Here is a 13,960-nt window from a genome sequence, read left to right as displayed (position 1 = left end):
TGTTCGCGAAGGCTATATTCCAAACGCAGTCAATGCATTGAATGTACCGCCCTCTTCGCGGACAAGTCCGCTCCTACAGGGCACCGCGCACTCCCACAGGTGTATGTACTCCAACTGAAGGGGCAGCAGTACGCCTTGTTCGCGAAGGGGCCAGTCGTGCTTTCTACATTCGAGAAGGCATTTCAGACCAGTACGATCTGATTCTTGCCCTGGCGCTTGGCCTGATACATCGCGGCGTCGGCGCGGCCGTAGAGGGTTTCGAGGCTTGGGTCGTCCGGGCCCAGATTGGTCAGGCCCTGGCTGGCAGTGATGCTGAAGGTGGTGCCACCGGACTGGAAGTTCTGGCGCTGGATCTCGCGCTGCAGGCGCTCGGCGATCTGCATGGCCATGTCCGGCGCGCAGCCGGGGAATACCGCGGCGAACTCTTCACCACCGATACGCCCGAACAGGTCACCACGCCTCAATGCCGAACGACCGCTTTCGGCGATGCGTTGCAGCACGGTATCGCCTTCCTGATGGCCATAGGTGTCGTTCACCAGCTTGAAGTCATCGATGTCCAGCAGCAGAAACGCCAGCGGCGTGCCATTGAGGCGAGCCAGTTCGAACTCGCGCTGGGCGCATTCGAAAAAGTGCCGGCGATTGCTGCTCTGGGTCAACACATCGGTGGTCGCCAGGCGTTGCAGTTCATCCTCGAGGTGCTTCTTCTCGGTGATGTCTTCGGCGATGCCCACCACGATCAGACGCTGGCTGGCGTCGGCGCGATGACTGACGAAACATTTGTCGCTGAGCCAGCGCACTTCGCCATCCGCACGAATGATCCGGTACTCGCGGTCCTCAATCGAGCCTTTCTCGATGACCTCGTTCAGGCTGCGCTCGGCGTAGTTCAGGTCATCAGGGTAGATGCTGTCGCGCCACTCGCTGTAGTCAGCCAGCAGCAAGCCCGCCGAACGACCGAAGATGCGCTCGTAGGCCGGGCTGACATAGATCATCTGCTGGGTTTCCCAGTCGAACGCCCACAGAACAGCGTTCACGCTCACCAGCAACGAGCTGAACAATTGTTCGCGCTCGCTCAGGCGTGCGACTTCTGCCTGAGCGTGCATCAGGGCTAACAGGGTTTCTGCGGCTGCGGGCATATCAGTGATCGGCGTGCCGGGTAGGGAGGTGGGAGGCTGCTTTTCCATAAGAACCATCTCAAGCGTTTACGGCCAGTGAGGCGCCCTATCCCGATTGGCGGGAAAGTTGATGAGATAGACAGGGAGGGGATAAGTTCCGGGACCGGCGCGCCAGGGGATGGCGCGCCGATCAACGGTTCAAGCGTGGGCGGGGCGTAGCGAGTAGGTTTTCAGTTGGTCGGCGAACTCGCGCAACGAGTGAATGCCGCTGGCTTCGGCTTCGTGAATCCACTCTTTCATCGCCGACAGCATGTCGTGACCGTTGCTGCTGGTCTTGACCCAGATCTGCTGCAGGGCCAGACGCTTTTCATAGATCACCTTCAGCGCATGGCTGTGTTCCAGCATGGTCTGGATACGCAGGTGATGCTTGTCATCGAGCAGGCTGGTCTCACGCGACAGCAGGCGCTTGGCACGGCGGAACTGGTGACGCACCGACTCGTCGGCCTTGGCCAGCTCCTGGGTTACCAGAGGGGCGATGACCAGCTTGCGGTACTGCGCCATGATCTGGAAACGGTTGTTGAGGATCGCCATCGCGGTGTCCATGTCCAAATGGCCCTTGCCTTCGACCCGATGGGCGATAGGCGCGACCCGCTGGACCTTGGCCAGACCCAGGAAGCTGAACACCTTGATCCACGCCCAGCCCATGTCGAATTCCCAGGGTTTGACCGACAGCTTGGCCGAGTTGGGATAGGTGTGGTGGTTGTTGTGCAGTTCTTCGCCGCCGATCACGATGCCCCACGGCACCAGATTGGTCGCCGCGTCGCGGCATTCGAAGTTGCGATAGCCGACGGCATGACCCAGACCGTTGACCACACCGGCAGCCCAGAAGGGAATCCACATCATCTGCACGGCCCAGACCGTGATACCGAGGGCGCCGAACAGCGCCACGTCGATGACCGCCATCAGGGCGATACCCAGCAGCTTGTAGCGCGAATACAGATTGCGCTCGATCCAGTCTTCCGGGCAGTTCTTGCCGTAGATGCGCAGGGTGTCCTGGTTCTGCGCTTCCTCGCGGTACAGCTCCGCGCCCTTGCGCAGTACAGTGGACAGACCCTTGACGACCGGGCTGTGCGGGTCGTCGACGGTTTCGCATTTTGCGTGGTGTTTGCGGTGGATGGCTGTCCACTCGCGGGTATTCTGGGCAGTGGTCAGCCACAGCCAGAAGCGGAAGAAGTGTTTCAGACCCGCATTGAGCTCAAGTGAGCGGTGGGCTGAATAGCGGTGCAGATAGACCGTGACGCCAATGATCGTTATATGGGTCATGACCAGCGTGACAGCTATTAACTGCCACACGGAAAGGTCGAGCAAACCGTTGTACCACATAGGCTGTTTGGCCCTCGTAGAAAAACCTGTGAAGAAAAAAGTCGCAACAGCATTATCACTGACATTGCTCAGAAAACCAGCCACCCTTGCAGATAAGCGTCGCAGGATGTTTCTTGCTTTATAATCCAGACCTTTCGCAAGGCTCGGTTTTTTATGTCCGATTATTCCCGTAACGCGCTGCGAACCGCCGTTCTGTATGGGCTGCTGTCTATTCTGTGGTTCGCGACAGGCAGCGCCCTGCTGTCTTTTTTCGTCAAGGATCCGGCTCGACTGGCCGTCGGACAACAGATGATCGGTTACGGCTGGGCGTTGCTCAGCACCGTCATGATCTTCATTGCACGTGACAGATTGAAGGCCATCATCGGTGGTGAAGCGCTGTTCGAGCGCCAACAACAGGACTATGACCGACTGCTGTTGGCGGCGGTGGTGTTCGACAGCACACGTGAGGGCGTACTGGTCAGCGATGCCGAAGGGCGCATTGTCCATGTAAACCGTGCGTTTGTGGACATCACCGGCTATCAGGCCGACGAGGTGCTGGGTTTCAACCCCAGCAAGTTCAAGTCCGGTCGTCATGGCCCCGAGTTTTATCGGCAGATGTATCACTCGCTGCAGAGTGCCGGGCAGTGGAGCGGAGAGATCTGGAACCGGCGTAAAAGCGGCGAGATCTATCCGCAGTGGCAAACCATCCGCAGCATCAAGGGTGAAGACGGGCAGGCCAGGCATTTTGTCGCGGTGTTTTCCGACATCACGGCCATCAAACGCTCCGAGCAGGAGCTGGCGCAACTGGCCCATTACGATGCGCTGACCGAGTTGCCCAATCGTCTGCTGCTGACCGATCGTATCAGCCAGGCGCTGACCTCGGCGCGCTCCAGCAGGCGAGGTTGTGCGCTGCTGGTGGTGGACCTGGACAACTTCAGGAACATCAACGACAGCCTTGGCCATAACATCGGCGACGAAGTGCTCAAGGCGGCTGCCGAACGTCTCAATGCGCTGGCCGACAGCGGCATGACGGTCGCACGGCTGGGCGGTGACGAATTCGCGCTGCTGGTTAAAAACTGTACACACATGGTGCATGCCGCGGCGCTCGCGCAGCAGGTGATCAACGCCTTCAAAGCGCCGTACCCCATTGCCGGACATCAGTTGTTTGTCACTGCCAGTATCGGTATCAGCCTGTTTCCCGGTGATGCGCTGACTGCCGAGCAATTGTTGCGCAATGCCGATTCGGCGCTGTTCAAGGCCAAGAACGACGGCCGCGAAGGGTTTGCGCTGTACACCGAAGAGCTGACCGCCCACGCCCAGCAACGGGTGCAACTGGCCAGCGAGTTGCGCCAGGCAATCGAGCAGGACGAATTGCGGGTGTTCTACCAACCGGTTTACGACCTGGTGAGCGGGCGTATCTGCGCGGTCGAAGCGCTGGTGCGTTGGCAACACCCGACCCGTGGCATGGTTTCGCCTGGCGACTTCATCCCTATAGCCGAGCAGAACGGGCTCATCGCCGATATCGATGCCTGGGTATTGAATACCGCCTGTCGGCAGATGCAGGCCTGGCTGGCAGACGGCGTCTCGATTGCGTCCGTCGCGGTCAATGTGTCCAGCCGTCTGTTCAGTCGTGGTGATGTCGATCGGCAAGTGGCCAAGGTCTTGAACGAGACCGGTCTCGATCCGGCATTTCTTGAGCTGGAAGTCACTGAAAGCGCCGTCATGGAGGATCCTGAACAGGCCATCGAGCAATTGCACCGCCTGCGTGAACTGGGCCTGAGCCTGGCCATCGATGATTTCGGCACAGGCTACTCATCGCTTCTGCGGCTCAAGAGCATGCCGGTGCAGAAACTCAAGATCGACCAGGGTTTCGTGGCCGGGCTGCCGGGCGACGTGGATGACATCGCGATTGTAAGGACAGTCATCGCGCTGGCTTCGAGCCTGGGCATGCGTGTACTGGCGGAAGGGATCGAACACGCCAGTCAGGCTTCATTTCTGTTGAGCAACGGTTGCGAGTTGGGCCAGGGCTACTGGTTTGCCCGGCCCATGGCGGCGCAGTCGATTGATTGGACGCACGCGCCTGCATTCAACTAGTTCAGCCCCTCACTGATAACGCGGGTCAGGGTGTGCAATGCACCCTGACAGACTCACGCCGCTCTAAAGTCTTTTTGGTTATATCTGCATTCTTAAATAGTCTTTTTAAGAATATCCGCACCTCACTATTATTGCCTTACCGCCATACGCCAGCGCCCCCAGTCGCGCAGGCAGGCCTCTCACTTCTCAAGGAATAAGACAATGAGCGCATCTCTACGTAGTGTCGACGGTCAGGACGAAGCAGCCATTCTGCGTGAAATTCAGAGTGCGTTGCGTGACCTGCGTTTTGGTGCCGTCGAAATCACTGTGCACAACGCACAGGTGGTGCAGATCGAGCGCAAGGAAAAGTTTCGTTTGCAGAACCCTGCCAAGCAGAACTGAAGCGGCAACCACCCGACTGGTCAACCGGAGGGCTTCATCCTGACTCCTGATACCCCCCTGAAAAAAAGCAGCGCGCCCGTGCGAATGCCGTTCTGACGCGCCAAGAAGAAATCAAAAAAGCCAACACACAGCATTTCCAGGAGCTTCAATCTATGTCCATTCGCCGTTTTGCGCTGGCTGCTCTCGCCAGTGCTGTTTTCGCAAGTTCGGCTGTCGCCAAGGATTACGAACTGCTCAACGTGTCCTACGATCCGACCCGCGAGCTGTATCAGGATTACAACGCAGAATTCGTCAATTTCTGGAAAAAATCCCACCCGGACGACAAAGTCGAGATCAAGCAGTCCCACGGCGGCTCGGGCAAACAGGCGCGTGGCGTGATCGACGGCCTGCGCGCCGACGTGGTGACCCTGGCACTGGCCGGTGACATCGACGAAATCGCCAAACTCGGCAAAACCCTGCCCGAAAACTGGCAGACCCGCCTGCCGGACGCGAGCACGCCGTACACCTCGACCATCGTGTTTCTGGTGCGTAAGGGCAACCCGAAAGGCATCAAGGACTGGGGCGACCTGACCAAGGAAGGCGTGTCGGTGATCACCCCCAACCCGAAAACCTCCGGCGGTGCGCGCTGGAACTTCCTGGCAGCCTGGGCCTACGGCCTGAAGGCGGGCGGCGGTGACGAAGCCAAGGCCAAGGAGTACGTGCAGACATTGTTCAAGCACGTGCCGATTCTGGATACCGGCGCACGCGGTTCGACCATCACCTTCGTCAACAACGGTCAGGGTGATGTGCTGCTGGCGTGGGAAAACGAAGCGTTCCTGGCGCTGAAAGAAGACGGCGGCAAGGACAAGTTCGACATCGTCGTACCTTCGCTGTCGATCCTTGCCGAACCTCCGGTCGCCGTGGTCGACAAGAATGCCGAGAGGAAAGGCAACACCGAAATCGCGACTGAATACCTGAAGCACCTGTACAGCAAGGAAGGTCAGGAAATTGCTGCGAAAAACTTCTATCGTCCACGGGATGCCGAAGTGGCCGCCAAGTACGAGAAGCAATTCCCGAAACTTGATCTGGTGACCATCGACAAAGACTTCGGTGGCTGGAAAACTGCGCAGCCGAAGTTTTTCAATGACGGCGGCGTGTTCGACCAGATTTATCAGGCGCAATAAGCCGAATGAGGATGCCGCACGAGCGGCATCACAGGTTTGGCCAAACAGCCCGGATTGACGTCCGGGCTTCGTGCAAGTGAAACCAGGGACTTTTATGTCGCGTCGTATCTCCCCCGTCATACCCGGCTTCGGGCTGACGCTGGGCTACACCTTGGTGTACCTCAGTCTGATTGTGCTAATACCGCTGGCCGCCATGTTCGTACATGCCGCGCAGCTCACCTGGGATCAGTTCTGGACCATCATCACGGCCCCTCGCGTGATCGCGGCACTCAAGCTGAGCTTCGGCACCGCCTTTTACGCAGCCCTCATCAACGGTGTGATCGGCACACTGCTGGCATGGGTGCTGGTGCGCTACACCTTCCCCGGCCGCAAGGTCATCGATGCGATGATCGATCTGCCGTTCGCCCTGCCGACCGCTGTGGCCGGTATCGCCCTGACAGCGCTCTACGCACCCAATGGCTGGGTCGGTCAGTTCGCGGCTGATCTGGGTTTCAAGATCGCCTACACCCCTTTGGGTATCACCCTGGCGCTGACCTTCGTCACCCTGCCGTTCGTGGTGCGCACCGTGCAGCCTGTGCTGGCCGACATCCCCCGCGAAGTCGAAGAGGCCGCTGCCTGCCTGGGCGCCCGTCCCCTGCAGGTGTTCCGCCATATCCTCGTGCCGGCGTTGCTGCCTGCCTGGCTGACCGGCTTCGCCCTGGCGTTTGCCCGTGGTGTGGGCGAGTACGGTTCGGTGATTTTCATCGCCGGCAACATGCCGATGAAAACCGAGATCCTGCCGTTGCTGATCATGGTCAAACTCGACCAGTACGACTACACCGGCGCAACCGCTATCGGCGTGATGATGCTGGTGGTGTCCTTCATTCTGCTGCTGCTGATCAACCTGCTGCAGCGGCGCATTGAAACCCCATCCTGAGGAGGCGCAGAACATGTCTTATTCATCTGTTTCAGCCGCCGCCTCTGCCAACGCCGCGCGTCGTGGCAGCGCAGTGTCGCGACGTATCCTGATCGGCCTGTGCTGGCTGGTGTTCGTCCTGTTTCTGGGGCTGCCGCTGTTCATCGTGGTGTCCCAGGGCCTGAAAAACGGTCTGGGCGCGTTCTTTACCGCCATCCTCGAGCCGGACGCGCTGTCGGCGCTGAAGCTGACGGTCATTGCGGTGCTGATCTCGGTACCGCTCAATCTGGTGTTCGGCGTCAGCGCCGCGTGGTGCGTGAGCAAATACTCGTTCCGCGGCAAGAGCATTCTGGTCACGCTGATCGACCTGCCGTTCTCGGTGTCGCCGGTCATCGCCGGTCTGGTCTACGTGCTGATGTTCGGTGCGCAGGGGCTGTTCGGGCCGTGGTTGCAGGATCACGACATCCAGATCGTCTTTGCCCTGCCGGGCATCGTGCTGGCGACCATATTCGTCACCGTGCCCTTCGTTGCGCGTGAGCTGATCCCGCTGATGCAGGAGCAGGGCACTCAGGAAGAAGAGGCCGCGCGGCTGCTGGGCGCCAATGGCTGGCAGATGTTCTGGCACGTCACGGTGCCGAACATCAAATGGGGCCTGATTTACGGCGTGGTGCTGTGTACGGCCCGGGCGATGGGTGAGTTTGGCGCGGTGTCGGTGGTTTCCGGCCACATTCGCGGCGTCACCAACACCCTGCCGCTGCACGTCGAAATCCTCTACAACGAGTACAACCACGTTGCCGCTTTTGCCGTGGCGAGCCTGTTGCTGATCCTGGCGCTGTTCATCCTGCTGCTCAAGCAGTGGAGCGAATCCCGCATTAACCGTCTGCGCCATAACGCGGCGGAGGAATAATCATGTCGATCGAAGTCCGTAACGTCAGCAAGAACTTCAACGCCTTCAAGGCCCTGAACAACATCAGTCTGGACATCCAGAGTGGCGAGCTGGTGGCCTTGCTGGGCCCGTCAGGCTGCGGCAAGACCACCCTGCTGCGCATCATTGCCGGCCTGGAAACCCCGGATGACGGCAGCATCGTGTTCCATGGCGAAGATGTGTCCGGCCACGACGTGCGTGATCGCAACGTCGGGTTCGTGTTCCAGCATTACGCGCTGTTCCGTCACATGACGGTGTTCGACAACGTCGCGTTCGGCCTGCGCATGAAGCCCAAGCGTGAGCGCCCGAACGAAGCGCGCATCGCCGAGAAGGTCCATGAGCTGCTGAACATGGTGCAGCTGGACTGGCTGGCCGACCGTTATCCGGAGCAGCTTTCGGGTGGACAGCGCCAGCGGATTGCCCTGGCCCGCGCCCTGGCGGTCGAGCCCAAGGTACTGCTGCTGGACGAGCCGTTCGGCGCGCTGGACGCCAAGGTCCGCAAGGAGCTGCGTCGCTGGCTGGCACGCCTGCACGAAGACATCAACCTGACCTCGGTGTTTGTAACTCACGATCAGGAAGAGGCCATGGAAGTGGCCGATCGCATTGTGGTGATGAACAAGGGCGTGATCGAACAGATAGGCTCGCCGGGCGAGGTGTACGAGAACCCGTCCAACGACTTCGTCTACCACTTCCTCGGCGACTCCAATCGCCTGAGCCTGGGCGAGGAAGGTCACCTGCTGTTCCGTCCGCATGAGGTGTCGCTGTCCCGCCAGGAAATCGAAGACCACCACGCCGCCGAAGTCCGCGACATCCGCCCGCTGGGTGCGACAACGCGGGTCACCTTGAAAGTGGAAGGGCAGAACGAACTGATCGAGGCCGAAGTGGTGAAAGACCACGACAGCCTGGTGGGCCTGGCCAAGGGCGAGACGCTGTTCTTCAAACCGAAGGTCTGGCAGAAGCTTTAAACCCACCCCCCGACTATCGTTCCCATGCTCCGCGTTGGCACGATAGTCGCTTCAAGATTTCCATCGTTCCCGCGCTCCGCGTTGGCACGATAGTCGCCTCACGATTTCATCGTTCCCACGCTCCGCGTGGGAATGCCTTTCTGGACGCTCTGCGTCCTCTGGCTGTTATCGCACGGACAACGCCAGCATAAACGCCGCGACGATGCCGCATACGGCGAACAGCTGTTGCAGGCGTGGGCCGGCGAGGTAGCGGGCAACTTGTCTGCCGACGATCAGGCCGATGACTGCACCCAGCGCAAACGGCGCGCCGACTGCCCAGTGCATCACCCCGCTCAGTGAGGCGGTGATGACACTGCCCGTCGAGACCAGGGCGATCACCGCCAATGACGTCGCCACGACACTTTTCATGTCCAGGTCGCTGTAGCGGGTCAACGCCGGAATGATCACGAACCCGCCGCCCACCCCCAGCAACCCGGACAGCAACCCGGAGCCCATACCAGTCAGCGTCAGTGCGCGCAGGCACGGCATGGTCCAGCGCAGACGACCCTGCAGCGGATTGAGCACGCAGGGCAGGATTTCTGCGCGCGGCGCCGGCTTGCCGTGGCGCAATTCGCGGCTGGCGCGGATGAACATGCGTCCACAGGCGTAAAGCAGCACGACCGAAAAGACCAAGGCCAGCGGCGTATTAGGCAGTCGATGAGCGAGCCACAGGCCCAGAGGCGCCATCAGCACACCAACGGACGCGATGTACCCGGCCGCGCGATAACGGACGATGCCCTGGCGCAGCCCCAATACCGCACCGATCCCCGCCGCCAGCCCGACGGCCAACAGACCGACAGGCGCGGCTTCGACAATCGACAGACCCAGGCCGAAGACCAGCAGCGGCACAGCGAGGATGCCGCCGCCTGCGCCGGTCAGCGCCAGCACCATGCCGATGACTGCCCCCAGGCCAACGCCCAGTAACTGATGCTCATCCATTCCGGGCGTCAGCCTTTTGCGGTTTGGCCAGCCACTCACGGCCCTTGAGCATGCCATGCCAATACAGAGCGGGCAGCACTCGCGCTTTCAGCCACCAGGCCAGCCGGGTCGGCTGACGACCATCCAGCAGCCAGCGCGGAAAGCTCGGCGCAACCTTGCCGCCATAGGTAAATTCGGCCAGCACGATGCGGCCTTTCTCGACCGTCAACGGACACGAGCCGTAACCGTCATACACGGAGGACTCACCCCGACGACCCAGCGCGACCAGCACGTTGTTGGCCACCACCGGCGCCTGCTTGCGGGCCGCTGCGGCGGTCTTTGCGTTGCTGGTATTGGTGGCATCGCCCAGACCATGCACATTGGTGAACTGCCGGTGCTTCAGCGTGGCAGGGTCGACGTCCACCCAGCCTGCGGCATCGGCCAGCGGGCTGCTGCGGATGAAGTCGGGAGCAATCTGCGGCGGCACTACGTGCAACATTTCGAAGCTTTGCTCGACGGTCTCGCTGCTGCCATCGGCCTGCGTGCGAATGAAGGTCGCGCGCTTGCCAGGCCCGTCGACGGCCACCAGCCGATGGCTGAACCGGAGGTCGATGGCGTAGCGCTCGACGTACTCCATCAGCGCCGGCACATAGTCGGCGACACCGAACAGCACGCCACCGGCGTTGTAGAACTGCGTATTGATCTGCGCGAGACGGCCGCTTTTCAACCAGTGATCGCAGGACAGGTACATGGCCTTCTGTGGCGCCCCGGCGCACTTGATCGGCATGGGCGGCTGAGTGAACAGCGCGCGCCCCTGCTTGAGGTTCTGCACCAGCTTCCAGGTATAGGGCGCCAGGTCATAGCGATAGTTGGAGGTCACGCCATTGGCGCCAAGCGTTTCCACCAGCCCGTCGATAGCCGACCAGTCCAGCTTCAGGCCGGGGCACACCACCAGCTGCTGATAACCGAGCACGCGGCCGTCGGCCAGCGTCAGCGTATTGTGCTGCGGCTCGAAGGTCGCCACCGCAGCCTTGATCCACTGCACGCCTTTGGGGATCAGCGAGGCCATGCTGCGCGCTGTCGACTGCGGCGTGAAGATCCCCGCACCGACCATGGTCCAGCCGGGCTGGTAATAATGGGTATCGGCGGGGTCGACCAGGGTGATCTGCAGGGTAGCGTCGCGGGCCAGCAGGCTTGCGGCAGTGGCGATACCGGCAGCACCGCCACCGACGATCAGGATCTGACAGGTTGTCGTAGAAGCATTCATCACAGGGTTTCCCAAGGCGGGCAGCGGTCAAAGGGCATTGAGCGGGATCTTCAGGTAGACGACGCCGTTGTCTTCCGGCTCGGGAAAGTGCCCGCAGCGCATGTTGACCTGCACCGAAGGCAGCATCAGCACCGGCATGTCCAGCGTTGCGTCACGGGCTTCGCGCATGCCCACGAACGCGTCTTCATCCACCCCGTCGTGCACATGGATATTGCTGGCGCGCTGTTCGGCAACCGTGGTCATGTACTTCAGCTCACGGCCATTGGGCAGGTAGTCGTGGCACATGAACAGCAGGGTGTCCGGCGGCAGGGCCAGCAACTTCTTGATCGAGCGATACAGCGTGCGCGCATCGGCACCCGGGAAGTCGCACCGAGCGGTGCCGTAATCAGGCATGAACAGCGTATCGCCGACAAATGCGACGGTGGCGTCACCGACCTGCACCAGGTAACTCATGCACGCCGGCGTGTGCCCGGGCGTGTGCATGGCCTTGACCTGAAGCGTGCCGAGGGCGAACGAGGCGTTGTCTTCCAGCAGCACATCGAACTGGCTGCCATTGCGGGCAAAGTCAGGCGGCGCGTTGAACAGCGTGCCGAAGGTTTCCTGCACGGCGGTGATGTGGCTGCCGATGACAATCTGTCCACCGAGCCTCTGTTTCAGATACGGCGCTGCCGAGAGGTGATCGGCGTGCACGTGGGTTTCGAAAATCCACTGCACCGAGGCGCCCAGCGCCTGCGCCCGTTCGATCATGCGGTCGGCAGACTCGGTCCTGGTGCGGCCGGACTTGGGGTCGTAATCGAGCACGCTGTCGATCAGCGCACATTGCTTGCTGTGCAGGTCCATCACCAGATAGCTGACGGTCCAGGTATGAGTGTCGAAGAGCGCTTCGACATGGAGCTTTTCACCGATGATCATGTGCAATTCCCGTGGCTGTAAATCGCCTCAAGGCCCGTTTGGTCAGGCCGGACGGTTGGCAGTCGTTACCATCCTGTCTCAATAACCATGCCAATCACTGGAAAGCCTGTTAAGCCTCATAAATACAGGGCGCTTCGTGATTCTGAAGAACACTCTGATGGACTGTCACAGGTCGCTGGCTGCCACATTCTGGCAGTCATTTGGCAGTCGATGGCACAAGCTGGCAGGCGGATGGGTTAAGCTGCGTCCAATCTTCAGGAGCACCCATGAACCTCATCGCCACCGATTTTCCCGGCAGTCGCATGCAGTCGCTGGTGTCATACCTCGAACACGATCTGCGTCCGACCATCGTGCTCGACACCGACTACAACATCATTGCCGCCAACACCGCCTACCAGCGCCAGTTCGGCGTCGAAGGCACGCCGCATGTGGGCGAGAAGTGTTATCGGGTGTCGCATCAGTTTGCGGTGCCGTGCGATCAGGCCGGTGAGCATTGCCCGATGCGCAAGGCCCATGAAACACGACTCCCGGAGCGTCTGCTGCATATTCACCACACACCACGCGGCCCCGAGCATGTGGATGTGGAGCTGCGGCCTATTCTCGACGATCAGGGTGAGGTCATTGCCTATGTCGAGCGGCTGAGCTCGGTGGCGGTGGCATCGGTTCAGCCACAGCAACATGGACTGGTGGGGCGCTCGGCGGCTTTCAAGGAAGTGCTGAGCGCTCTGCAACGTGCTGCGCCCGCGCAGATTCCGGTGTTGCTGCAAGGCGAGTCGGGCACCGGCAAGGAATTGTTCGCGCGTGCACTGCACGCCAGCAGCGCCAGGTCCGCCGGACCGCTGGTGGTGGTCGACTGCACCGGGCTTACCGAAACCCTGCTGGAGAGCGAGCTGTTCGGCTATGAGAAGGGTGCGTTCACGGGCGCATTGCAGCGCAAGACCGGTCTGGCCGAAGCCGCTCATGGCGGAACGTTGTTCCTTGATGAGATCGGCGAAGTGCCGCTGGCCATGCAGGTCAAGCTGCTGCGGCTGATCGAATCGGGCAGTTTTCGTCCGGTGGGCAGTTTGCGCACGGTGCACTCGGATTTTCGGCTGGTGGTGGCCACCCACAAACCGCTCAGGGAGATGGTCGCCGACGGCAGCTTTCGCCAGGATTTGTTTTACCGCATCAGCGCTTTTCCGATTCGCCTGCCGGCCCTGCGCGAACGCAGCGACGACCTGCCGCTGCTGATCGACAGCCTGCTGCAGCGCATTGCGCCCGGCGCCGCGCCGCGTGTCGACGCCGAGGCCATGAAGCTGCTGAGTTTGTACAGTTACCCCGGCAACATTCGCGAGCTGCGCAACGTACTCGAGCGCGCCCGTTTATTTACCGATGACGGCATCATTCGCGCGCAGGATCTGCCCGCCGAAGTACGCGGGCAGGGCGAGGCGGGCGGCGTGACTTACCGCCAGCAGGACGACGGCCTGGAGAAACTCGCCCATGCGCTGCGAGTGTTCAACGGCTCGCGCAGCGAACTGGCCAGGGAGCTGGGGCTGAGCGAACGCACCCTGTATCGACGTTTGCGCGCCCTCGGCATTCCGCGCTGAAGCACGCACACTATGACGCAGAGCGTCACGAACTGCATTCCCACGCTGGAGCGTGAGGAACGATAATCGCAACTATCGTGCGGCGCTCCGCGTCGTATGCCTTTCCGGACGCTCCGCGTCCTCTTTGCGACGCAGAGCGTCACGAACGGCATTCCCACGCTGGAGCGTGAGAAACGATAATCGCAACTATCGTGCGGCACTCCGCGTCGCATGCCTTTCCGGACGCTCCGCGCCCTCTTGCGACGCAGAGCGTCGAGAACAGCATGCCCACGCTGGAGCGTGAGGAACGATCATCGCAACTATCGTGCGGCGCTCCGCGTTGCATGCCTTTCTGGACGCTC

General features: G+C 61.0%; 12 protein-coding genes. 7 read left to right on the top strand and 5 right to left on the bottom strand.

Annotated features, from left to right (window positions below):
• Positions 1-182 precede the first annotated feature (182 nt).
• On the bottom strand, positions 183-1,181 hold the full coding sequence (locus BLR20_RS26180; protein WP_032613485.1) for a GGDEF domain-containing protein: 999 nt from the start codon (positions 1,179-1,181) through the stop codon (positions 183-185).
• Between the two features lie 129 nt (positions 1,182-1,310).
• Complete coding sequence (desA, locus tag BLR20_RS26175; protein WP_032613487.1) at positions 1,311-2,495, bottom strand: delta-9 fatty acid desaturase DesA; 1,185 nt, start codon at positions 2,493-2,495, stop codon at positions 1,311-1,313.
• A 153-nt stretch (positions 2,496-2,648) separates the two neighbouring features.
• On the opposite strand from desA, the gene dibA reads away from it, so the two are divergent.
• The 6 genes from dibA (at position 2,649) to BLR20_RS26145 (ending at position 8,897) form a co-directional block, all read left to right on the top strand.
• A complete protein-coding gene (dibA, locus tag BLR20_RS26170; RefSeq protein ID WP_032613489.1) occupies positions 2,649-4,568 on the top strand; it encodes a phosphodiesterase DibA in 1,920 nt (639 codons plus the stop codon).
• A gap of 201 nt (positions 4,569-4,769) precedes the next feature.
• Complete coding sequence (gene oscA, locus BLR20_RS26165) at positions 4,770-4,949, top strand: sulfur starvation response protein OscA (RefSeq protein WP_003367675.1); 180 nt, start codon at positions 4,770-4,772, stop codon at positions 4,947-4,949.
• Between the two features lie 152 nt (positions 4,950-5,101).
• A complete protein-coding gene (locus BLR20_RS26160; RefSeq protein ID WP_054992710.1) occupies positions 5,102-6,112 on the top strand; it encodes a sulfate ABC transporter substrate-binding protein in 1,011 nt (336 codons plus the stop codon).
• Positions 6,113-6,206: 94 nt separating this feature from the next.
• Positions 6,207-7,028 (top strand): sulfate ABC transporter permease subunit CysT, encoded by an 822-nt coding sequence (gene cysT / locus BLR20_RS26155; RefSeq protein WP_003401602.1) that lies wholly within the window; start codon positions 6,207-6,209, stop codon positions 7,026-7,028.
• A gap of 13 nt (positions 7,029-7,041) precedes the next feature.
• On the top strand, positions 7,042-7,914 hold the full coding sequence (cysW, locus tag BLR20_RS26150) for a sulfate ABC transporter permease subunit CysW (protein ID WP_002551394.1): 873 nt from the start codon (positions 7,042-7,044) through the stop codon (positions 7,912-7,914).
• 2 nt (positions 7,915-7,916) lie between these two features.
• Positions 7,917-8,897 (top strand): sulfate/molybdate ABC transporter ATP-binding protein, encoded by a 981-nt coding sequence (locus tag BLR20_RS26145; protein ID WP_032613494.1) that lies wholly within the window; start codon positions 7,917-7,919, stop codon positions 8,895-8,897.
• A 165-nt stretch (positions 8,898-9,062) separates the two neighbouring features.
• Here BLR20_RS26145 and BLR20_RS26140 read toward each other — a convergent pair whose 3' ends face one another.
• Genes BLR20_RS26140 through BLR20_RS26130 form a run of 3 tightly spaced genes read right to left on the bottom strand, consistent with a single transcriptional unit; the run spans position 9,063 to position 12,033 of the window.
• Positions 9,063-9,875 carry a sulfite exporter TauE/SafE family protein gene (locus BLR20_RS26140; RefSeq protein WP_010434835.1) on the bottom strand — a complete coding sequence of 271 codons (813 nt, stop codon included), beginning with the start codon at positions 9,873-9,875 and terminating at the stop codon, positions 9,063-9,065.
• Complete coding sequence (locus tag BLR20_RS26135; RefSeq protein ID WP_054992709.1) at positions 9,868-11,121, bottom strand: NAD(P)/FAD-dependent oxidoreductase; 1,254 nt, start codon at positions 11,119-11,121, stop codon at positions 9,868-9,870. Before BLR20_RS26135 ends, BLR20_RS26140 begins: the two co-directional genes overlap by 8 nt.
• A gap of 27 nt (positions 11,122-11,148) precedes the next feature.
• A complete protein-coding gene (locus BLR20_RS26130; protein ID WP_054992708.1) occupies positions 11,149-12,033 on the bottom strand; it encodes an MBL fold metallo-hydrolase in 885 nt (294 codons plus the stop codon).
• A 266-nt stretch (positions 12,034-12,299) separates the two neighbouring features.
• Here BLR20_RS26130 and BLR20_RS27940 point away from each other — a divergent pair, with 266 nt between their 5' ends.
• Positions 12,300-13,619 carry a sigma-54 interaction domain-containing protein gene (locus BLR20_RS27940; protein ID WP_054992707.1) on the top strand — a complete coding sequence of 440 codons (1,320 nt, stop codon included), beginning with the start codon at positions 12,300-12,302 and terminating at the stop codon, positions 13,617-13,619.
• Positions 13,620-13,960 lie beyond the last annotated feature (341 nt).

Source organism: Pseudomonas congelans (genome assembly GCF_900103225.1).
Classification (GTDB): domain Bacteria; phylum Pseudomonadota; class Gammaproteobacteria; order Pseudomonadales; family Pseudomonadaceae; genus Aquipseudomonas; species Aquipseudomonas congelans.
The sequence above is the reverse complement of the archived record's forward strand: the minus strand, read 5'-3'. Positions and strand labels throughout refer to the sequence as shown.

Coding starts and splice junctions, on each gene's coding strand:
- desA (WP_032613487.1), bottom strand. CDS start 2,495: ATGTGGTACAACGGTTTGCTCGACCTTTCCGTGTGGCAGTTAATAGCT.
- BLR20_RS26130 (WP_054992708.1), bottom strand. CDS start 12,033: ATGATCATCGGTGAAAAGCTCCATGTCGAAGCGCTCTTCGACACTCAT.
- BLR20_RS27940 (WP_054992707.1), top strand. CDS start 12,300: ATGAACCTCATCGCCACCGATTTTCCCGGCAGTCGCATGCAGTCGCTG.
- BLR20_RS26145 (WP_032613494.1), top strand. CDS start 7,917: ATGTCGATCGAAGTCCGTAACGTCAGCAAGAACTTCAACGCCTTCAAG.
- BLR20_RS26180 (WP_032613485.1), bottom strand. CDS start 1,181: ATGGAAAAGCAGCCTCCCACCTCCCTACCCGGCACGCCGATCACTGAT.
- BLR20_RS26135 (WP_054992709.1), bottom strand. CDS start 11,121: ATGAATGCTTCTACGACAACCTGTCAGATCCTGATCGTCGGTGGCGGT.
- BLR20_RS26140 (WP_010434835.1), bottom strand. CDS start 9,875: ATGGATGAGCATCAGTTACTGGGCGTTGGCCTGGGGGCAGTCATCGGC.
- oscA (WP_003367675.1), top strand. CDS start 4,770: ATGAGCGCATCTCTACGTAGTGTCGACGGTCAGGACGAAGCAGCCATT.
- BLR20_RS26160 (WP_054992710.1), top strand. CDS start 5,102: ATGTCCATTCGCCGTTTTGCGCTGGCTGCTCTCGCCAGTGCTGTTTTC.
- dibA (WP_032613489.1), top strand. CDS start 2,649: ATGTCCGATTATTCCCGTAACGCGCTGCGAACCGCCGTTCTGTATGGG.
- cysT (WP_003401602.1), top strand. CDS start 6,207: ATGTCGCGTCGTATCTCCCCCGTCATACCCGGCTTCGGGCTGACGCTG.
- cysW (WP_002551394.1), top strand. CDS start 7,042: ATGTCTTATTCATCTGTTTCAGCCGCCGCCTCTGCCAACGCCGCGCGT.